Raw genomic sequence first — 20,542 nt, forward strand, 5'->3', positions numbered from 1 at the left:
ACCGGCGCTGACCTGCGTCGATGCCCCTGACCATCCCGACCATCCGTTCATGTGCCTGCGCGTCAGGTCGGCTTCGGACGATACGTCAGTAAATGTCGACACACCTCACCTTAAATGTCGCATTTGATGACGTATGAACTTAGCCTGGCCCTGGCACTGCCCGTCAGATCCGGGCCGCCCGTTGCGCGACACACCGACCCCGAGGATCCGTGCATGGACGTCACCCGCGATTCTTCGCAGCGACCCGACACCCCGCCCGAGGCGCTCCCCCCGGCCCAGCCGGAACGTTCCGCCTCCGGCTCCAGCGCGCTCGTCAGAACCACGGCCGCCAGGCCCTCCGGCGCCACCCGGGCGGCCGGGACGGCGGGCCCGGCCGACGGCGGTCCGGCGACCACCCCGCTGGCCGTCGTCCCCGGCCCGGCCGTCGGCCACCCCGCCGACCTGCGCGACCCGCTGGAATCGGCCGGCCCGGAGACCGTCGAGCTCCCGGAGGTCACCCCGGCCGGCGCCCCCGCGGCCGCCACCTCCCGGCGCCCCCCGCGGGCCGACCAGGCGCTGCGCGAGACCCCCGCCACCGCCCTGCCGGGCTGGTTCGCCCTGCTGGTGGTGCTGGTCGGCACGATCGGCGTGGTGCTGGTGCTGCTGCGCGCAGGCGTCATCCCGCACTGGGACGTGCTGCCCGACCTGCGCAGCACCGCCGTACGGGCGAGCGGCCGGGCCGAGGCCGACCCCGCGTCGGTCGCCGCGGTCGGCGCCGCCGGTCTGCTGACGGTGCTCACGCTCGCCGGACTGCTGGCCAACGCCGGCGGTGAGACCCGGGTGCTGACCCGCTGGGGCCGTTACCGGGGCACCGTCCGCCGCACCGGCCTGGTCTGGGTCAACCCGCTGCTGCGCCGGCGCCGGGTGGACGTGCGGCTGCGGCACTGGCGCAGCGAACCGGCCAAGGTGGTCGACCGCACCGGTACCCCGATCGTCGTCCGGCTGCTGGTCGTCTGGCGGGTCAAGGACACCGCGCGGGCGCTGCTGGCGATCGACGACCACGAGGGCTACCTGCGCGAGCAGGTCCAGGCGGTGCTCACCCGCACCGCGTCCCTCCTGCCCTGCGACAGCAACGCGGCGCCCGGGCCGGCGCTGCGGGACGGGCAGTGGTTCGCCGACGAGCTCACCAGGGCGCTGGCCGCCGAGGTCGCCCCGGCGGGCCTGGAGGTCTACTCGGCGCAGCCGCTGGCGCTCGACTACGCGCCCGAGGTCGCCGAGTCGATGCGCCGGCGCCGGCTGGCCGACCTGGACGCGGGCCTGCGGACGGTGCTGGTGGACGACGCGGTGGAGGCCGCGGCGCTCGCCGTCCGCCGCCTGGAGCGCGCCACCGCGCACGAACTGGACGAGGCCGCCCGCAGCGCCCTGATGGAGCAACTGCTGGTCGCCTTCGTCGCCCCGGCCGGAGTGGCCGCCTCGGTACCGCCCCCGGCCGCCCGGGCCGGGCGGAAGGAAGGACGACCCGCATGAGGATAGCCACCGGCGCCTACGCCGATCCCGATCCCGGCCTCGACTTCGACGCCGACTTCGACGCCGACTTCGACGCCGACTTCGACGCCGACTTCGACGCCGACTTCGACGCCGACTTCGAGTCCGGCCTCGACGCCGGGCCCGCGGCCGACCTCGACGCCGAGCCGGACCGCGGCCTGATCGGCTTCGAGGAGAGCACCGGAAGCATCCCCGCGATCGCCGGTTGCGGCTGCCCGAACTGCGCGGCGCGGCCGCGTACCGCCCGGACCGCGACGGCGGGCGGCGGCAGCCGAATACACCGGGCCGTCCGGACCACCTGCCTGGCCACCACCGTGCTGGCGGGCGCAGGAGTCGTCGGCCTGACGGCCGGTGCCGGCGCCGCGCACGCGGCCCCCGGCAAGCAGGGCTGGGACGGGTCGAAGTACTGGTTCAGGAACAGCAGCGGCGAGTGGCGGTGGACCGGCCACTACGACGTCTACCTCAGCCGCACCGGCCGGTCCGGGGGGTCCGCCGGTACCGCCGGGACCGGTGGCTCCGCCGGCAAGACGGCCACGGCGTCCAAGGTCCCGGCCGCGTCCTCCGGGATCCGCCAGGGCTGGGACGGCTCGAAGTACTGGTTCAGGAACGGTGCCGGCGAGTGGCGGTGGACCAGCCACTACGACGTCTACCTCAGCCGCACCGGCCGGTCCGACGACGGTGAGGCGCCCTCCCGGCCCGCGGCCGCGTCCTCGACGGACGACGAGCAGGGCTCCGGCAGTGTGGCGGCGGCCGTCGACTACGCGCTCGCCCAGCTGGGCAAGCCGTACGTGTGGGGCGGTGACGGGCCGTCCGGCTTCGACTGCTCCGGCCTGGTCCAGCAGGCCTTCCGCCGCAGCGGGATCAGCCTCCCGCGGGTGGCCGACGACCAGTACGCGGCCACCACGCCGATCAGTGCGGGCCAGCTGCGCCGCGGTGACCTGGTGTTCTGGTCGGACACCGGCCGGGCCTCGGGGATCCACCACGTGGGGATCTACCTGGGCGGCGGCACCTTCGTGGAGGCGCCCAGGCCGGGCCGCACCGTCCGGATCGCCGCCCTCGACCCGGGCTACTACCCGACCCACTTCGGGCGGCCGTAGCCGGCGGGCAGCAGTCGTGGGCCCCGGCGGGAGCGATCCCGCCGGGGCCCGCTGCGTGCTCCGGGGTTCCGTCGAACCCCGACCCGCCCCGAACCAGCGGCCACCCCGAACCCGCGGCCGCTCCCCAGCAGCGGCCGACGGCCGCTCGTGCCGCGGGCCGCGGGCGCGACCGCAGGGCCCGGCGCCCACGGCCCGCGGGAGCTGGCTCAGGCGGAGGCGGCGTCCAGCCTGGCCGTCTGTTCCGGGGTCAGTCGGAGCGAGGCGGCGGCCAGCAGCGGCGGGAGCTGCTCGACGGTGCGGGCGCTGGCGATCGGGGCGGCGACGGTCGGACGGGCGGCGAGCCAGGCCAGGGCGACGGTCGCGAGCTCGACGCCGTGCTCCCCGGCGACGGCGTCGAGGGCCTCCAGGACCTTCGGACCGCGCGGGTCGTCCAGGTAGCGGGCGGCTCCCTCGGCCCGGGCGCTGTCCACGCCGGTGCCGCCGAGGCGGTACTTGCCGGTGAGGAAACCGGAGGCGAGCGCGTAGTAGGGGACGGTGGCCAGGCCGTGCCGGGCGACCACCTCGGCCAGCGGGCCCTCGAAGGTGCCGCGCGAGACCAGGTTGTAGTGCGGCTGGACGGCGACGTACCCGGCCAGCCCCTCCCGCTCGGCGAAGGCCAGCGACTCGGCCAGCCGCTCGGCGCCGATGTTGGAGGCGGCGACCGCGCGGACCTTCCCCTCGCGGACCAGCTCGTCCAGCGCGGTGACGAACTCCTCGACCGGGGTGTCGTCGTCCTGGTGGGTGTAGTAGAGGTCGATCCGCTCCACGCCCAGGCGGCGCAGCGAACCCTCCGCGGAGGCCTTGATGTTGGCCGCGCCCAGGCCGCGCGCACCGGGGTGCAGGCCCACCTTGGTGGCGATCACCACCTCGTCGCGGTTGCCGCGGCTGCGCAGCCAGTCGCCGATGATCGTCTCGGACTCGCCGCCGGTGTTGCCGGGGACCCAGGCCGAGTAGACGTCGGCGGTGTCGACGAAGTTGCCGCCGGCCGCCGCGTAGGCGTCCAGCACCGCGAAGGACTGCTGCTGGTCGGCCGTCCAGCCGAAGACGTTGCCGCCGAGGGAGAGCGGGAAGACGGACAGGTCGGAGGCGCCGAGCCGGACCCGGGCCGTGGCGTCGCTGTGGTTTCCGGTCATGGTCGCAGTCAACCGGATCGCGCCGTGCGGCATTCCGTGCGCCGGGCGGCCGTCGCGGGTCCGCCGCGGCGGCGTCGCGCGGCCGGCGCGGACCCGTACACCGGGGCGGTGCGGTGCGCGCGGGAGGGGTCCGGACTGTCCCCCGGGCGGGCGGATTCGTTAGAGTCCGTGCCATGGCTGACAACGACTACGACCCCGCCGGCAGCACCCAGATGTTCCGGGCGTTCGTCGACGAGACCCCGGCCCCGCAGGCCCCGGGCACCGTCTCCACCTACGGCCGCAGCAGCGGTGGTGGTGGCCGCACCGGCACGATCGCGCTGATCGCCGTCGTCGCCCTGGTGGTTCTGGGCGCCGTCGTCTGGCTGGCGGTCAAGTGATCCTCGCGCGGGTGACCCTGACGGGGGTCACCCGCGCGACGGAAGCCGCCGTGCGCCGGCGGTTCAGCAGGGCTTGCGCCAGACGCTCAGGTCGAGCTTCTTCTGCATCGAACTGAAGCCGAGCGACTTGGTCTTGGCGCAGAACTGGCCCGTGTCGAGCTTGTACTCGACGTGGAACACCGCCTTGCCCGCCTTGACGAACGGCGAGATGCGGTCGCACTCGTCGAACTGCGAGCACTCCTCGTTGACCGCGAAGTCGAAGTCCGGCAGCAGGGCCGGGATCTGGTCGAGGTCGTTCTTCAGACCGATGGCCAGGCCGCGCTCGTGCGCGAGCTGGGCCAGCATGCGGTTGTAGCGGATCTGGTCGTCAGCGGTCAGCGGGAAGCCGCTGTTCTGGTTGTAGGCCTCGATGGTGTCCGGCTCGATGGCGTCGAACCCCTTGCTCCGGCACATGTCGAAGCGGGCCGCCATCAGCGGCTTGAGCTGGTCGAGCTTGCGGATGTCGAACCACTTCTCGCCCTTCCAGCCGGTGTCCGAGCCCTGCAGGGCCTTGGTGAAGGCCGAGGCGTCGGGGCGGAAGTCCTCCCAGGAGCCGGCGTTGATGTAGCAGATCACCTTGCGGCCCTTGGCGTGCAGCGCGGCCACGACCGAGGCGTCGTTCTCGAAGCCGTCGATGTCGTAGACCGGGACGTCCACCGACTGGTCGACGGTGCCGCCGCCGAGCTGCCACTGCCAGGCGAGGCCGGGGGTGGGCTGCCAGCGGGCGCCGGACGGCGCCGGGGCGGTGCTGCCGCCGGGGGTGCCCGGGGCGGTGGTGGCGCCCGGCGGGGTGGTCGCGCCGTGCGTGGGGGGTGCACCGGTCGGGCCCGGGGTGCCGGGGGTGCTCGGCGTGCCGGGGGTGGCGGACGGCGTTCCGGTGTCCGGCGGGGTGCTCGGGGCGGTGCTGTCGCCGGGGGTGGCCGGCGCGGTGGCCGCGGGCGGAGTGCTGGGGGAGTCGTCGGCCGAGGAGCTGTTGTCGTCGTCCGAGCCTGAGCTGCTGCACGAGGTCGCCAGCAGGGCGGTGGCGATGATGGCGGCCGGCAGGAGCCGGGTACGGCGGTTCACGGTAGTCGAACTCCGGATCGGGTCAGGTCAGTTCCGCTGCGGTAAGACCGTAGGGCAGGGTGCACCAGGGGTTCTCCCCGGCGCCGGGGACGGCGCAGCCGACGCCCGCCCGGCGGGCGGCGATCAGCGCGGTGGCGTCCTCGGCGTGCTCGGCCGGGACGTCGTACACCAGGTGGCAGAAACGGGACGCCGCGTGGCGGCCCGTCCAGAGCGGGAGGGTCATCTCGCGGTAGGCGTCCCAGTTGCCCTCGAAGGTGACCAGCAGGTCGGCCAGCCCGACCTCGGCGTAGCCCGGGTCCGGGTGTTCGCCGTGGCCGAAGATCACCGTCCCGCAGCCGGCCGCCCGGGCGGCGGTGGCCAGCCGGCGGTAGTGCGTCAGCGCGCCGGGCTGGGTGGACACCTGGTCGAAGTAGACGCCGGTGATGCCGTGGCGCTGGCGGTACGTCAGGATGTCGGCCACCACCGCGGCGTGCGGCCGCCGGCCGTAGTCGGTGTCGGTGTAGCCGACCAGCGGCAGGCCGGCCGAGCGGAGCTCCTCGGCGGCCTCGGCGAAGACGCCGTCCGGGGTCTCGCCCGGCCCGTCGGCCAGGTTGAGCACCACGGCGCTGATCCGGCCGGGGTCGGCGGCGGCGATCGCCCGCCAGGCCGCCGGGTCCACCGCGGGGTGGACGTACAGCGGCACCAGCAGGCGGCCGTCGGGGGTGGGCCCGGTGGTCATGGGACCACCGGGGCGGTCGCGGACCCGACGGTGTCGAGCCACAGGTCGCGCAGGGTGTCGGCGAGGTCCGTCTCCGGCTGCCAGCCGAGCTCCCGGGCGGCGGCCGAGACGTCGGCCTGCTGCCAGGAGACCGCGGCCGAACGCTCCGAACCCGCCCCGGTCTCGTCGATCCGGCCGGTGAAGCCGGCTGCGGCGACCAGCCCGTCCGCGATCGCCCGCACCTGTCGGGCCCGTCCGGAGGCCAGGTTGAGCACCCGGGGGAGCGGCCCCTCCGCGGCGGCGGCCAGGCCGACCGCGCGGGCGATGTCCCGGGCGTCGACGAAGTCGCGGTAGGCGGAGAGGTCTCCGACGGTGATCACGCCGTCGGCGCCCTCGGGCGCCACCCGGTGCAGCTCGGCGGCCAGCCGGCCGGGCAGCGAGCCCGCCGGGGCACCCGGGCCGACCGGGTTGAACACCCGCAGGACCACCGCGTCCAGTGCCGAACCGGCCACCGCGAGGGAGCCGGCCAGCTTGGTCGCGCCGTACACGCCGACCGGGCGGGCGTCGGCGTCCTCGGACAGCGAGCTGCCCTCGGCGCAGACGCCGTACTCCCCGGCCGAGCCGATGTGCACCAGCCGGGCCTTCGGGGTGCCGAGCTGCATCGCCTCGCAGAGCACGGCCGGGCCGCGCGCGTTCACCTCGGCGAGCTTGACCGCGCTGCCGGCCACGGCACCGGCGAAGTTGACCACCACGTCGGGGGCCAGCTCGGCCAGTTCCTCGCCGAGCGGTCCGGCCTGCGCGGTGGCCAGGTCGAGCCGCAGGTCGTGGGCGGGCCGCCGGCCCGCGGTCAGCACGGTGGCACCGGGCAGTGACCGCAGGACGGCGGTGGCGTGACGGCCCAGGAAGCCGTCGCCGCCGAGAAGCAGGATCCTCACGCGGCCCGTCCGTCACTCTGGGCGCCCGCGGTGGCGGGCTCCTCGGCCTGGTCGTCCGGGGTGGTGCGCGCGGCCGCGAGCGGCAGCTCGGCCACGGCCGGGACCTTCTCGGCCGACTCGAAGGGCATCAGCACCGGGCGGATGGACGAGAACTCGGCGTTGGCCCGGTCGTAGTCGTCCGGGCGGCCGATGTCGAGCCAGTAGCCGCCGAACTCGTAGGCGGACGGCGGGGTCCCGGCGCCCAGCAGGTCCAGCACCAGCTCGTCGAAGCCCAGCGGAAGGCCGGGGGTGTACTTGGCGAGCGCCGAGCGGGAGACGCCGTAGACGCCCATCGACACGCGGTAGTCGATGCTCGGCTTCTCCTGGAAGCCGGTGATGCTGCCGGACTCGGTGGTCAGCACACCGAAGTCGATCTTCACCTGTCGGGCGTAGGTGGCGATGGTCAGCGGCGCACCGGACTCCTCGTGGTGGCGGAGCACCCCGGCGAAGTCCAGGTCGGTCAGGATGTCGCCGTTCATCACCAGGAAGTGCTCGGGCAGGCGGTCCTGCATGGTGAGCAGCGGGCCCATGGTGCCGAGCGGGCTGTCCTCGACGGCGTAGCCGACGCGCAGGCCCCACTGGGACCCGTTGCCGACGTAGGCGCGGATGATGTGGCCGAGGTGGCCGATGGCCAGGGTGACGGTCTTGAAGCCCGCGGCGGCGAGCTGGCGCATCACGATCTCGAGGATCGCGTGCTGGTCGCCGATCGGGACGAGCGGCTTGGGGAGCGCGGTGGTGTACGGGCGGAGTCGGACGCCCTTACCGCCGGCCAGGATCACTGCATGCATGGATTTTCCCCCACGGAAAGGATGTGCAGGACACGAACCTTGGAACCAGGTCGGGCAAGATCGTTACGACGGTCAGACGTTGTAGATGTCGGTCTTGTAGCGGGCCAGGTTGGACGGGTCGCGGAAGAACTCGATGGTCTGCTCCAGACCCTGCTCCAGGCTGAACTGCGGGGCCCAGCCGGTGGCCTCGCGCAGCCGGGTGGCGTCCGCGACCAGGCGCATGACCTCGGAGTTGGCCGGGCGGATGCGCTGCTCGTCCTCCTTCACCACCAGGTCGACGCCCATCAGCTTGCCGACCAGGGTGACCAGGTCGCCGACCGAGATCTCGCCGCCGGTGCCGGCGTTGAAGGTCCGGCCGACCACCGTCTCGGCGGGCGCGGTGCCGACCGTGCGGAAGGCGTTCGCGGTGTCCTTGACGAAGGTGAAGTCACGGGTCGGGCGCAGGTCGCCGAGGGTGATCTCGGTCTCGCCGGCGGCGACCTGGGCGATCACGGTCGGGATGACGGCGCGCATCGACTGGCGCGGGCCGAAGGTGTTGAACGGGCGCAGGGTGACGACCGGGGTCTCGAAGCTGGCGTGGTAGCTGTCGGCCAGCCGGTCCCCGCCGGCCTTGGAGGCGGCGTACGGGGACTGGGTGTTGATCGGGTGGTCCTCGGTGATCGGCACGGTCTGCGCGGTGCCGTAGGTCTCGCTGGTCGAGGTGTGCACCATGCGCGGGATCTCGAGGTGGCGCACCGCCTCCAGCACGTTCAGGGTGCCGGTGACGTTGGTGTCGACGTACGAGTGCGGGGCCCGGTAGGAGTACGGGATCGCGATGAGGGCGGCCAGGTGGTAGACCGCCTCGGTGCCCTTGACCAGGCCGTTGACCGAGCCCGGGTCCCGGACGTCGCCGAGGACGATCTCGACCGAGTCCAGCACCTCCTCGGACAGGGTCTCCAGCCAGCCGAAGGACGAGAAGGAGTTGTACTGGACCATCGCGCGGACCTGGTGCCCGTCGGCGACCAGGGTTTCGACGAGGTGGGAACCGATGAATCCCTCGGCTCCGGTGACCGCGACGCTGCTCATGCGTAATTCGCTTTCTCGATCTTTGGGGAGGCCGGGCTCTCGTGGTGACCGGCCGGTGGTGTTCAGCTGTTCCGGTGAAGCTGTTCAGCGGTGCACGCGGGTGCGTGCGCGTGTTCAGGTGTTCAGCGGTGCTGGGTGGTGCGGCCGAGCGCGGGCCCGGCGATTGCGGTGAGGAGGACGGCGGCCGTCCCGCAGCCGATCAGCTGCAGGACGATCGGGTCCGCCCCGGCCAGCAGCCCGGCGCTCTCGGCACCCGCGGCGGCCAGACAGATGAGGGCGGTGCTCCAGCTGAAGCCGAAGGCGTTCAGCAGCAGCGCCAGCCAGAGCGAGCCGCCGAGGAGCAGCATCGCGCCGAGCTGCGGGACGCCGAGCGCGGGGGCGCCGGGCCACAGCACGGTCGCGGCGGCGTCCAGCGCGGCCACGGTGGTGAGGTAGATGAAGAGGCAGCCGAGCAGGATCCCGCCGGTCCGGCGGGTGAACTGCCCGGAGGTGTGGCTGGTGCGCAGTGCGGCCACGGCCATCGCCCGGTAGCGGAAGAGCAGCCACTCGGCGAGCCCGAGGCTGAGCGTCAGCGCGATCATGGCCGGTCCGGTCGGGGTGGCGCTCGCGCCGTGCGCGGCCCCGGTCTCCACCGCCAGGTGGATGGTCCCGCCGAGGCCGGCGATCAGGGTGAGCGCGCCGCAGGCCAGGCCGAACAGCAGGTGCGGGACCTCCTGGCGGACCGGCAGCCGCAGCTCGACGTCCTCCTTCTCGCCGCGGCGGACGCAGAACAGCAGCTCCCGCGCGGCCAGCCCGACGGCGAGCACCAGCGAGGCGAGCAGCACGACCGTCCGGACGAGTTGCGGGACGTCCACGGCGAGCACCACGCCAGCGCCGACCGAGGCCGGGGCCAGTGCCAGCAGCAGGAACTTCTCCCGCCCGAGCACCAGCAGCACGGTGGCCGCGCCCAGGTAGAGGGACTGCCCGGCGGCGAAGCAGAGCGCCCCCAGCGGGCCGCCGACCACGTACGCGGCCGCCGAGGCCAGCAGCGCCCCCAGCGGTGCGCCGACGGCCAGGCAGACCGCGGCCTCCCGGCGCCGGAGCCGGCCCAGCCAGCGGTACGACCGGTGCGCCAGCGCCTGGTTGAAGCCCCAGCTGACCAGCGTCGCGACGGAGAGCGCGAGCATGCCCGAGGGCAGGCCGAAGCGCATCCGGTCGGCTGCGAACAGGTTGGCGCCGAGCAGGTAGCCGAGCCCGGGCAGGGCGAACACCAGGCCGCGCACCACGCAGCGCCAGGGGTCGGCCCGCCACGGGTTGGCGAACTCGGAGCTCGGGCCGGGGTAGCGGCGCTGGACCTTCTCGAACAGCTCCTCGGCGACGGTGAAGGCGTCCGGGCGGCCGTACAGCAGGGCCGCCTGTTCGTCGGAGAGGCCGTCGGACTCCAGGAACGCGGCGATCTCGTACGGGTGGACGGCGTCGGCGCAGACGTCGCGCAGGCGCTCGGCGAGCTCGTCCAGCGGGTCCGCGGAGAGGTCGAGCTGTTCCTCGGGTTCGGGCTGGACGGGCGCGGCCGGGCGGCGGCGCTTCAGCGGCAGGGTGCGCAGCTGCATCGTCCGCTCGGAGCCGCCCTCGTCCGGCACGAGCCGCAGCGGGCCGCTCATGCCGTCACCTCGGCGAGCTCGGCGGCGTCGCGGCACGCGCGCCCGTCGACGGTTCGCCCGTTCACGCGCCCACCTCGCTCGGCTCCGGGTGGGCGGCGGCGAGCTGCTCGTCCCAGTCGGGTGCGGGGGCCTCGTCGGTGACGGCCACCACGCCGTTGGGCATCCAGCGGGCGGTGCCGAGGAGCTCGGTGTAGATGCCCCGGAAGCCGTCGATGTTCTGGCGGAGGGTGAACTGCTCGATGACCCGCAGCCGGGCCTGCTCGCCGAGCCGACCGCGCCGCTCGGCGTCGCGCAGCAGCTCGATGGCGGCGGCCGCCATCGGCTCGGGCTCGCGCGGCGGGACGACCAGGCCGGTGTCCCCGACGGCCTCGCGGACGCCGCCGACGTCGGTCGAGACGGTCGCGCGGCCGCAGGACATCGCCTCGATCAGGGTGAACGGGAAGCCCTCGCTGATGCTGGAGAGCATGACCACGTTGCCGGCCGCGTACGCGTCGGTGATGTCGGCGACGCGGCCCTCGAACGCCACCGAGTCGGCGATGCCGAGCTCGGCGGCCAGGGCTATGCAGCCGTCCCGGTAGGCCTCGCCGCCCTTGGGAGTTCCGCCGAAGAGCCGCAGCCGCGCCTCGGGGATCTCGCGCTGGACGATGGCGAAGGCCCGGATCAGCGTCTCCAGGTCCTTGATCGGGTCGACCCGGCCGGCCCAGCTGAGGGTCGGCGTCTCGGGTTCGGGTCCGGCCGGCGGGAAGGCCGTCGGGTCCACGCCGTTGTAGACGGTGCGGATGTGCGCGGACGGCGTGCCGCCGCGCTCCTCCCAGCGCCGGTTGTACCGGTTGCCGGGGGTGACCAGCGCCGCCTGCCGGTAGCTCTCCTCGGCGAGCATCCGGTAGAAGCCGAGCAGCAGCGCCTTGACCGGCCACCGGTAGGGGCCGGTGCGGTAGCCGAGGTAGCGCTCGCGCAGGTAGATGCCGTGCTCGGTGAGCAGGAACGGTACGCCGTACTGCTGGGCGGCGATCAGCCCGGGCAGGGTGGCGAGGCCGCCGCTGGCCGCGTGCGCGACGCCGTCGGTGGGCGGCTCGACCGAGAGCGGCCGCAGGGCGTGCTCCAGCAGGTCGGTCGCGTTCAGGGCGTCGTGCAGGGTGGGCCGGGAGACGGCGGTGGGCAGGTAGTCGCGGGTCCAGACGTGCTGGAGGGTGCGCAGCGCGCGTTCGCTGCGCAGCGCAGGGCTGAGCAGGCCGCGCCGGGCGAGGTCGGCGAAGCCGTACAGCTCGGTGCCGAAGTGCGTGGTGTAGACCGGATCGAGGATGGAGTGCAGGAAGCGCTCGTACGCGTTGAGGAAGCGCCGCATCTCCTTGCCGCGGGGCGGTCCGGCCTCCGAGGCCGGTCCCCACAGCGGTGCGGTCGTGACGGACCGCACGTTGGCGGGCAGCTCCCAGGCCAGGGCTTCGTGGCCGGTACCGGTGACGGCGATGACGTCGAAGTCGACGTCGGGCATGCCTTGAACGAGCTGGTCGCACCAGACACTCACGCCGCCGTGCTGGTGCGGATACGTCCCCTCGGTGAGCAGGGTGACGCGCATCTCCTGTCCCCCCTCCTGTTCCTTGCGTCGGTGTCCGGCCTGGGTGGCCGGAACGGGAGCCGTGGCAGGGGCCGGGCCGGTTGCCCGGTCCGGCCCCGCCATCGGGTGCTACGGGTTACCGGTTGCCGGAGCGTCCGGTGGTGGTGGTGCCGAGCGAGGCCGCCCCCCCGGTGGCCTTACCGCCCTTGGCCGCGACGCCCTTGCCGGGCACCGTGACGCCGCTCCCGGGGACCAGGGACTTCGCCTTGGTGCGGGTGGTGTCGCTCGGACCCACCGGGACGGGGGTGGCGACGCCCTGCGGGACGACCTTCTTGTCCGCCGGGGCCGGAGCCGTGACGGAGTTGGCCGCGACACTCGGCGAGACGGCGGCCGGGGTGGCCGGCGCCGACGGGAGCTGCAGGGTGATGCTGCTCTGCAGGGTGCCGCGGGACACCCAGCCGGACAGCGTACCGGCGTAGGCCGAGCCGAACGCGGTCGACCCGATGACCAGCTTCTGGGAGGTGCCCGTCGGCATGGTGGCCTGGACCTGAACGCCGGACGGCGCGTTGACGGTCACCGTGTTGCCGATCCGGTACGCGGTGACCTGGCCGGCGGCCAGCGCCGCGTTCCAGGCCGCGCGCTTCTGGAACTCCTGGCCGATCTCCTTCTCGCCGAGGTTGACGATCGGGGTGTTGTCGGCGTGCAGGGCCCGGTAGTTGCCGAGGACCTTCTCCAGCACCGGGTACAGGATCCGGTCCTCGGAGAGGTTCGACTGGTGGATGAAGTGCGGACGCGGGTCGTTGCTCAGCACGTGGCCGAGGTCGATCCGGGCCTCCAGCGGCACGATGTACGACTGGTAGCCGGTGTTGACGTCCAGCGGGTGCGGCAGGCAGGTCGAGTTCGCGTTGTTCTCGCAGATCCCGCTGCCGCCGTTGGCCGCACTGGTGTAGATCCAGTTGTACTCGTCCGCCTCCTCCTTCGCCGTCCCGGCGTTGTAGAAGACGTTCATCGGGTACCGCGGCACGGTCAGCGTGGACGAGCCGACGGCCCGCTGGGCGGGCTCGCGGGACGCGTCGCTACCCGTGAACTTGATGCCGTTGGCGGCCAGCGCCGGCGCCAGGTACGGGTTGTCGCTGGTCTCCTGCGGGGCGGTCAGCAGACCGGAGTGCTCACCGGTGACGAGCGACTGCGGGTCGACGTTCAGACCGTTGGTCTTGGCCCAGTCGAAGTTGTTCTTGATCTGGGTCGAGATGGTGTTCTGGTCGGTCCAGACGGTGTTGCCCGCGGCGTCCTTGCTGCAGCGCCACGGCACCACCGACACGTCCTGGACGCAGCCCAGGTACGGGTGGGTGTAGGTGTGGTTGACCCACCGGTAGCTGTTCTGGTCGGCGATCATCTGGGTGGCGGTGGGGTCGACCGTGGTCTCGTGGTCGGCCTTCCAGTCCTCGCTGCCGCCACCGTTGAACACCATGTCCAGGGTGAAGTTGTTGGCGGTTTGCCACTGCTTGAGGAACTGCGCGTCCGCCTGCGTCATCCGGATCGGGTTGGCCGTGTCCGGGGTGCCGGGCGGGCAGGTGACGTCGCCGGGGGTGCACTTGAGGGTGGTGTCCCAGCGGTCGTCGGCCAGGAAGACGTCGTCCACGTGCGCCGCGAAGTAGTTGCGGTCGTAGCCGAGGTGGACGCCCTGGGTGATCCAGTCGACCATGCCGCGCGCCAGCAGGCGGTACTGCTGCTGGTACTGGTTGTAGACGAAGGTGACGACCAGTTCCTTGCGGCCGTCGTGGGTGTACTCCCCGACCAGCGAGCCGCGCGAGGTGGTGTTCGGGATCGCGGAGTCGACCAGCGGGACGAACGAGGCACCGGCGGGGAGGCTGGCCAGGGGCGTGGCCAGGTAGCCGTAACTCTCGCTGACGGACGGGTCGTTGTCCTCGAACGGGACGCTGCCCTTCAGGTACCCGAACGGGCCCGAAGTGCCGGCGGCCGTGGTGGCGCCCTGGAAACCGTCCAGGGTGCCGTAGTAACCGGGATTCACGGCGTAGTTCAGCCCCACCGCAGGGCTGGCGAACGTGTACGCGTCGATCTGCCGGATACCGAATGCGGCTTCGTAGCTCGCGATGGCCGTCATCTCGGCGGCACTGTTGGGGAAGGGGTTTTCGTTGGGCAGCACGATGCCCTGGTACTTCCCGCGGGGCTGACCGTTCACCGTGTCACTCAGGAAAGCCGAGTTGATGACGGGACGGTTGGTGTCGTTGAGGTTGACGACCTTGTACGGGGTGCCCTGGCTCTTGAGCTCGGCGGTGATGGCCGCGACGGAGGGGCCCCCGTCGTCGATGACCAGGATGGTGAGGTCGATCCTGGGCGGCGTCGTGTCGCCGTGGGCCAGGGTGGTCTGCAGGCCGCTGGCCAGCAGAACTGCCGCCGCGCAGGCGGCAACTCTTCGGGTCGCTCGACCCATGGTTGATCCTCCCCTTGGTGCAGGCGCCTCGCTGCTCGGCGCTCGCCTGCCCTGTAGCTGTTCGCGGGCAGCAGGCTGCCCGGCGCCCATCCTGGTCGAGGGTCGGGCCTACGAGGGACCAATTGGGCGAGAGTGCAGCGAACCTGTTACCAACGTTCATGGCGATGCCATGAAGGCGCTGATTGTGACCGGAACTGGACCGGCTATGCAAATAATGAATTGGGAATGAAAAAACGGAAGCTGACCGCTACGCCTCGTTACTGCGCGTGCGCCTTCGGCAGGGCCCCCCGGCGCCTACACTGTCGTCGTCGCGGATGACACTCTTGCACATCTCGCCGACCCATTGGGCAGGTTCATGCAATATCGGGCACCGCTGTGCCATGTGACAGTCCGAATATGCAATGGAGGCGCCGCGTGGCCGATCAGCAGACCCAGTCCGGCGTAATCGGCGGTGCACGGAATACGTCGGCGGGGCCGGGCGGAACGGTGCTGGTCGGGCGCAGTCTCGGGTTGCGCGGCGCGGTCAACGCGCGCGACCTCGGCGGCTACCGGACGGCCGACGGGCGGCTCCTGCGGTCGGGCGTGGCCCTGCGCAGCGATGGCCTGAACCATGTCACCGAGGACGATCTGGGCCCGCTGAGCGCACTCGGCCTGCGCCGCGTGGTGGACCTGCGCAGCCTGGACGAGGTCCGCGCGGCCGGCCCCGACCGGCTGCCCGGCCTCCCGGTCGCCGAGCTCCCGGCCACCGCCCCGGCGACCACCGCGCTGACCGTCGAGGCCGACGGGCCCGGCGGCGTCACCCTGCACCACCTGCCGCTGCTGGCGACGGGCTTCGACATCCACCGGACGCTGCGCGGCGCCCTCGCGGACCGCGACCCCGACCGGCAGCGCGCCGTGCTCGGCGCGGGCCGGGCGGCAGGGATGATGACCGGCCTCTACCGCTGGTTCGTCACCGACCCGGTGGCCCGGGAGCGGTTCGCGACCCTGCTGCGGCTGCTGGCCGCCCCCGGGGGACCGCCGCTGCTGTTCCACTGCTCGGCCGGCAAGGACCGCACCGGCTGGGCCGCCGCGCTCGTGCTGACCGCGCTCGGGGTTGACCGCGGGGCCGTCGTCGCCGACTACCTGCTCACCAACGAGCGCGCCGCCCCGGTCGTCGACCGCGTGCTGGAGGACTTCGGCACCCGCGGCCTGATGCGCGAGCCGGAGCTGCTCCTGCCGGTCTTCCGGGCCGACCCGGACTACCTGGCCGCGGCCTTCGAGGAGGTCGGGGCCGGCTGGTCCGGCTTCGACGGGTACTGGCGGGACGGCCTGGGCCTGGACGACGCCGTCCTGGACGGGCTGCGGGCCAACCTGCTGGACGGCGACGGGGGCCGGCCCGCGGTGCCCTGATCAGCCCTCGCTGATCAGGCCCTCGCGGAGCTGGGTGAGCGTCCTGGTGAGCAGTCGGGAGACGTGCATCTGGGAGATGCCGATCTCCTCGCCGATCTGCGACTGGGTCAGGTTGCCGAAGAACCGCAGCATGATGATCCGGCGCTCCCGCGGCGGCAGCTTGGCCAGCAGCGGCTTCAGCGACTCCCGGTACTCGACGCCCTCCAGGGCGAGGTCCTCGTAGCCGAGCCGCTCGGCCAGCGGGCCGTCGCCGTCCTCCTCGCCGGGGCTGGAGTCGAGCGAGCTGGCGGTGTAGGCGTTGCCCACCGCGAGGCCCTCGACCACGTCCTCCTCGCTGACGCCCAGGCAGGCGGCCAGCTCGGCGACGGTGGGGGAGCGGTCCAGCCGCTGGGACAGCTCGTCGCCGGCCTTGGTGAGCGCCAGCCGCAGCTCCTGGAGCCGCCGGGGCACCCGGACCGACCAGCTGGTGTCCCGGAAGAAGCGCTTGATCTCGCCGACCACGGTGGGCATCGCGAAGGTGGGGAACTCCACCCCGCGCTCCGGGTCGAACCGGTCGATCGCCTTGATCAGGCCGATGGTGCCGACCTGGACGATGTCCTCCATCGGCTCGTTGCGGCTGCGGAAGCGGGCCGAGGCGTACCGGACCAGCGGCAGGTTGAGCTCGATCAGGGTGTCGCGGACGTAGGCGTGCTCGGTGCTTCCGGGCTCCAGGGCGGCCAGCCGCAGGAACAGCGAGCGGGAGAGCGTCCGGGTGTCCAGGACGGAGCCGGGCGGCGGCTCGGGCGGCGTCTCCGGGCCGGGGGACCCGGCGGACGGGACCCGCTGGAGCGGGATCCGGTCCTCGGCGACCGCCGTACCGTTGGCCTGACCAGCGTGGATCTCCGCAGTGCCCAGCTCTCCGGACATGCACCCACCCCCTCGTGACTGACACTTGAACGGGAGCCGTCGCGCGGAGGTTCCCGCCGGGGCCCTCCCCCTCCATACCGGAACACGGCCCACGGCAAACCCGAACGTCGCGAGATGTCACGCGGGGGTAACGCGCTGCAATCTCAGTCTTCCCACGAGTTGCCGGTCCGAAGCCTCGTCAGGATGCGCGAGAGCAGCCGCGAGACGTGCATCTGGGACATCCCCAGCTCGGTGCTGATCTGCGACTGGGTGAGGTTCGCGAAGAACCGCAGCATCACGATCCGGCGCTCCCGCTCGGGCAGCTGGACCAGCAGGTGGCGGACCATGTCCCGGTGCTCGACCTCGGCCAGCGCGGAGTCCTCGTAGCCGAGCCGGTCGAGCAGGGCGAGCCCGCCCTCGTGCTCCTGCGCGGCCTCCAGGGAGGCCGCGTTGTAGGCCCGCCCGGCGTCCAGGCAGGCCCGGACGTCCTCCTCGGGGATCCGCAGGCTGGCGGCGATCTCGGGGACCTTGGGGGTCCGGCCGTGCAGCACCGTCAGCTCCTCCATCGCGCCGCTGACCTGGACCCAGAGCTCCTGCAGCCGGCGCGGGACGTGCATGGTGCGCACGTTGTCCCGGAAGTAGCGCTTGATCTCGCCGAGGATGGTCGGCAGGGCGTAGGTGGGGAACTGCACCCCGCGGCCGGGGTCGAAGCGGTCGATCGCGTTGATCAGGCCGATGGTGCCGACCTGGACGACGTCCTCCATCGGCTCGCTGCGGCTGCGGAACCGGGTGGCCGCGTACCGGACCAGCGGGATGTTCACCTCGATCAGGGCGGCTCTGACCCGCTCCCGTTCGGGGGCGCCGGCGGGCAGCTCCGCGAGCCGTTCGAAGAGCACCCGGGTCAGTGTCCGGACGTCCACCGCGGGGCGGCCGCCGGGGCCGCGCAGGCCCTCCGGGCGCAGCTCGCCGGCCGGACTGATGATCGCCGCCAAGACCTCGTCCACCGACACGCCACCCCTCCCTAAGTCGACAACGACGGGCCCTGCGGATCGGGTGTCGCGGCTGGTTGATCACCTCGCCATGTCCGGCAAAACCGGTCATAGCATCACAAGGCGGGCGCAGGTCGGGCAAGCACCCGGTGGAGGTGTGTTGGTGCGGCGCCGTCCGTCCGTCCGGGCCCCCGGCGGGGCGCGGCAGGGATCGTTCCGGGACAGAGCAAGCGCCCCGTCCGACGGGCGGACGGGGCGCGGCGGTCCGTCCGGGGGACGGGCCTCGGGTGCGGCGGGGATCAGACCTCGACGTCGGCGATCACCCAGGTGGCGAACTCGCGCCACTGCCCGGCCGCGGCCTGGTGGGCCGGGTGGGTGAGGTACGCCTGCAGGGCCTCGCGGTCCTCGACCAGGCTGTTGATCGCGTAGTCGTACGCGATGTCGCGCTCGGTGGTGTTCCAGCCGCACTCCCACTCGCGCAGCTCGGGGATCTGCGGGCCGAGCTCCTCGAAGGCCTTGGCGCCGGCGAGCGCCCGGTCGTCGTCCTTGGTGACGCCTTCGTTGAGCTTGAACAGGACCAGGTGCCGGATCACGATTGCCGCTCCTCGCGGACGGGGGTGGGGACCCGCCCACGGTAGCCGGTGGGCGCGGGCCCGGCGACGGCCGTCCGCGGGCTGACCGCCCGCCGGCCGCGGAGGCCGGCCGGGCGGGCCGTTCACGAGGGCCGGGGGCTCACTTGATCAGACCGGTCATGAAGGTGCCGACCGCCTTGGCCGCGTTCGAGATGCCCTCGAAGCCCAGCTGGACGAGCTCGGCCGAGCGGGCCGGGGACGTGATGATCGAATAGAGGACGAAGATGAGCAGGAGGGCCATGCCGATCTTCTTCGCCTGCGCCATCGGTGCCGTCCTCCCTGCCGTGGGCCGCCGCCGTCCTGGTCCCCGATCGGCCCTGCGGAAGCAGCTTATCCACCGGACGGGCTATCAAGTGTGCGACGCGTTCGCCCGACGGGACGAAGGTCCCCGCGAGTGAGGCCTTTCTCCGGGTGCCCGGTCGCGGCTCCGGCGGCAGGATGGAACGCGTACCGGGGATCTGGCAGGAATTCCCGGTGCGTGGATCCGGAGCTCCCCGCTGTGGGACCGGTGCCGCGGCTTCCCCCCCGACGCGGCGCCGGTTGTGGGACTCCGCAGGGGGGAGCGGCAGTTTCCCCCGAGCCGCTCCCCCTCCAGGCTCCGTACCCTCCGGGCGTTGGTGGTCATCGGCCCGGAGTGCGGAGCCCTTTCCGCGCCCGAGGGTGCGCGGGAACGCCGAAGGCCCGTCCGTTCTGCAACGGACGGGCCTTCGGGCTTTTCCAGCGGTAGCGGTGGGATTCGAACCCACGGTGGAGTTGCCCCCACACACGCTTTCGAGGCGTGCTCCTTTGGCCGCTCGGACACGCTACCGAGGGGAACTCTACCGGACGGGTGGCGCGGTCACGAAATCCGTATCGGCGCGGGGGTCGCGCGCCCGGTGCGGCCGGTGCCGGCGGGGGCGCGGCTGCGGTGTCAGCGGTGGGTGTCGAAGAACTCGCGCAGCTGCTCGCCGCACTCCTCGGCGAGGACGCCCCAGATCACCTCGGGGCGGTGGTTGAGCCGGCGGTCGCGCATCACGTCGAAGAGCGAGCCGGCCGCGCCGGCCTTCTCGTCGAGGGCGCCGTAGACGACCCGGTCGATGCGGGAGAGCACGATGGCCCCGGCGCACATCGTGCAGGGCTCCAGCGTGACGACCAGCGTGCAGCCGCTCAGCCGCCACTCCCCGACCTCTGCGGCCGCCTGCCGGATCGCGACCACCTCGGCGTGCGCGGTGGGGTCGCCGACCGCCTCGCGCTCGTTGTGGCCGCGCCCGATCACCTCGCCGTCCGGGCCCAGGACGAGCGCCCCGACCGGAACGTCCCCGGTGGCCGGCGCCAGGGCGGCCTCGGCGATCGCGAGGCGCATCGGCGCCGCCCAGCGGTCACGGACCGGGTCGGGGCGGACGGGGGCGGGGAGCGGGGCGATCCGGGGGGCGGTCTGCATGGCATCCAGTGTCGGGCATCCGGTGGAGGGCACCGGTGCGGTCGCTACCGGACCGCCTCCAGGACCTCGCCGCAGCCCAGGGCCTCGGCGATCTCCTCCAGGGCGTCGCCCGGGACGGCGCCCTCGCCGCTGAGGGCGAGCAGCTCCTCGGAGGGGAGGCCGAACTCGGTCAGCAGGTGGGAGTCGCCGAGCGGACCGACCGGGACCCCGCCGGGTGCGTCGGCGTCCTCCTCCTGGTCCTCCTCCCCGCTCTCCTCCAGCTCGACGACCAGGTCGTCCAGGTCACCGAACTCGCTCTCGCCGGCCTGGTCGACCAGTTCGTCGGTGAGGACGGAGCCGTAGGAGCTGCGGGCGGCCGCGGCGCCGTCGGAGACGAAGATCCGCGGGTCCTCCTCGCCGTCCACCCGGACGATGGCGAACCAGGCGTCCTCCTGTTCGATGAAGACCAGGACGCTGTCGTCGTCCTGCGCGGAGTCGCGGGCCAGGTCGGTCAGGTCGGCGAGGGTTTCGACGTCGTCGAGCTCCGTCTCGCTCACATCCCACCCGTCCTCGGTGCGAGCAAGCACTGCAGCGAAGTACGCCACCAGGGACACTCCCAAGATCATCGGTCTCGGCTGTCGGCGCGTTCGGGCAACGCGAAGTCTGGCCGCCCCCGCGCCAGAGGCGGTCCGCTTGTTCGGACCGTCCCATCGGAATCGTGACAGAAAGCCCGCCCTCGCGGGGGGTGTTCGGCAGCGCGTCTTTGCAGGTCGTGTCGGAAGGGCGGGGCGGGGGTCGGT

At 73.0% G+C, this 20,542-nt stretch carries 18 protein-coding genes, 1 tRNA gene and 1 pseudogene; 4 read left to right on the top strand and 16 right to left on the bottom strand.

The window, feature by feature from the left end; translation table 11 throughout:
• Positions 1–213: 213 nt before the first annotated feature.
• A complete protein-coding gene (locus ACIA8Q_RS10770) occupies positions 214–1,506 on the top strand; it encodes an SPFH domain-containing protein (RefSeq protein WP_360205704.1) in 1,293 nt (430 codons plus the stop codon).
• Positions 1,503–2,621, top strand: coding sequence for a C40 family peptidase (locus ACIA8Q_RS10775; RefSeq protein ID WP_396317011.1), 1,119 nt, complete (start codon positions 1,503–1,505; stop codon positions 2,619–2,621). Before ACIA8Q_RS10770 ends, ACIA8Q_RS10775 begins: the two co-directional genes overlap by 4 nt.
• Positions 2,622–2,827: 206 nt before the next feature.
• On the opposite strand, the gene ACIA8Q_RS10780 is transcribed toward ACIA8Q_RS10775, so the two are convergent.
• A complete protein-coding gene (locus ACIA8Q_RS10780) occupies positions 2,828–3,793 on the bottom strand; it encodes an aldo/keto reductase (protein ID WP_360205698.1) in 966 nt (321 codons plus the stop codon).
• Positions 3,794–3,966: 173 nt separating this feature from the next.
• Between ACIA8Q_RS10780 and ACIA8Q_RS10785 the strand changes: the two genes are divergently transcribed.
• Positions 3,967–4,170, top strand: coding sequence for a hypothetical protein (locus ACIA8Q_RS10785; RefSeq protein WP_360205696.1), 204 nt, complete (start codon positions 3,967–3,969; stop codon positions 4,168–4,170).
• Positions 4,171–4,233: 63 nt separating this feature from the next.
• Here the strand turns inward: ACIA8Q_RS10785 and ACIA8Q_RS10790 are convergent, their stop codons facing one another.
• The 8 genes and pseudogenes from ACIA8Q_RS10790 to ACIA8Q_RS10825 form a co-directional block, all read right to left on the bottom strand.
• Positions 4,234–5,274: an endo alpha-1,4 polygalactosaminidase gene (locus tag ACIA8Q_RS10790; RefSeq protein WP_360205694.1), complete on the bottom strand. Its 1,041-nt coding sequence runs from the start codon at positions 5,272–5,274 to the stop codon at positions 4,234–4,236.
• 22 nt (positions 5,275–5,296) lie between these two features.
• Entirely contained in the window at positions 5,297–5,992 is a 696-nt protein-coding gene (locus tag ACIA8Q_RS10795; protein WP_396317012.1) for a spherulation-specific family 4 protein, read from the bottom strand.
• Positions 5,989–6,906, bottom strand: coding sequence for an NAD(P)-dependent oxidoreductase (locus ACIA8Q_RS10800; RefSeq protein ID WP_360205688.1), 918 nt, complete (start codon positions 6,904–6,906; stop codon positions 5,989–5,991). Before ACIA8Q_RS10800 ends, ACIA8Q_RS10795 begins: the two co-directional genes overlap by 4 nt.
• A 125-nt stretch (positions 6,907–7,031) precedes the next feature.
• Positions 7,032–7,733: pseudogene (locus ACIA8Q_RS10805) on the bottom strand (NDP-sugar synthase); the annotation flags it as partial.
• A 72-nt stretch (positions 7,734–7,805) separates the two neighbouring features.
• Complete coding sequence (locus ACIA8Q_RS10810; protein ID WP_360205685.1) at positions 7,806–8,798, bottom strand: SDR family NAD(P)-dependent oxidoreductase; 993 nt, start codon at positions 8,796–8,798, stop codon at positions 7,806–7,808.
• Positions 8,799–8,920: 122 nt separating this feature from the next.
• Positions 8,921–10,438, bottom strand: coding sequence for a hypothetical protein (locus tag ACIA8Q_RS10815; RefSeq protein WP_360205682.1), 1,518 nt, complete (start codon positions 10,436–10,438; stop codon positions 8,921–8,923).
• Positions 10,439–10,499: 61 nt separating this feature from the next.
• Positions 10,500–12,014, bottom strand: coding sequence for a GT4 family glycosyltransferase PelF (pelF, locus tag ACIA8Q_RS10820; protein WP_360205679.1), 1,515 nt, complete (start codon positions 12,012–12,014; stop codon positions 10,500–10,502).
• Positions 12,015–12,129: 115 nt separating this feature from the next.
• On the bottom strand, positions 12,130–14,448 hold the full coding sequence (locus ACIA8Q_RS10825; protein ID WP_360205676.1) for a hypothetical protein: 2,319 nt from the start codon (positions 14,446–14,448) through the stop codon (positions 12,130–12,132).
• Positions 14,449–14,862: 414 nt separating this feature from the next.
• Between ACIA8Q_RS10825 and ACIA8Q_RS10830 the strand changes: the two genes are divergently transcribed.
• Positions 14,863–15,837, top strand: coding sequence for a tyrosine-protein phosphatase (locus tag ACIA8Q_RS10830; protein WP_387900625.1), 975 nt, complete (start codon positions 14,863–14,865; stop codon positions 15,835–15,837).
• Here the strand turns inward: ACIA8Q_RS10830 and ACIA8Q_RS10835 are convergent, their stop codons facing one another.
• The 7 genes from ACIA8Q_RS10835 to ACIA8Q_RS10865 form a co-directional block, all read right to left on the bottom strand.
• Entirely contained in the window at positions 15,838–16,743 is a 906-nt protein-coding gene (locus tag ACIA8Q_RS10835) for an RNA polymerase sigma factor SigF (RefSeq protein ID WP_360205670.1), read from the bottom strand.
• Positions 16,744–16,886: 143 nt separating this feature from the next.
• Positions 16,887–17,684, bottom strand: coding sequence for an RNA polymerase sigma factor SigF (locus ACIA8Q_RS10840; protein ID WP_360205979.1), 798 nt, complete (start codon positions 17,682–17,684; stop codon positions 16,887–16,889).
• A 326-nt stretch (positions 17,685–18,010) separates the two neighbouring features.
• Entirely contained in the window at positions 18,011–18,304 is a 294-nt protein-coding gene (locus tag ACIA8Q_RS10845) for a Dabb family protein (RefSeq protein ID WP_360205666.1), read from the bottom strand.
• Between the two features lie 139 nt (positions 18,305–18,443).
• Entirely contained in the window at positions 18,444–18,608 is a 165-nt protein-coding gene (locus tag ACIA8Q_RS10850) for a hypothetical protein (RefSeq protein WP_188304848.1), read from the bottom strand.
• Positions 18,609–19,064: 456 nt separating this feature from the next.
• Positions 19,065–19,151 (bottom strand) — tRNA-Ser (locus tag ACIA8Q_RS10855).
• 102 nt (positions 19,152–19,253) lie between these two features.
• Positions 19,254–19,763, bottom strand: coding sequence for a tRNA adenosine(34) deaminase TadA (tadA, locus tag ACIA8Q_RS10860; protein ID WP_360205663.1), 510 nt, complete (start codon positions 19,761–19,763; stop codon positions 19,254–19,256).
• A 44-nt stretch (positions 19,764–19,807) separates the two neighbouring features.
• Positions 19,808–20,368, bottom strand: coding sequence for a tRNA adenosine deaminase-associated protein (locus tag ACIA8Q_RS10865; RefSeq protein WP_360205660.1), 561 nt, complete (start codon positions 20,366–20,368; stop codon positions 19,808–19,810).
• Positions 20,369–20,542 lie beyond the last annotated feature (174 nt).

The organism is Kitasatospora sp. NPDC051705 (assembly GCF_044453265.1).
Classification (GTDB): Bacteria; Actinomycetota; Actinomycetes; order Streptomycetales; family Streptomycetaceae; genus Kitasatospora.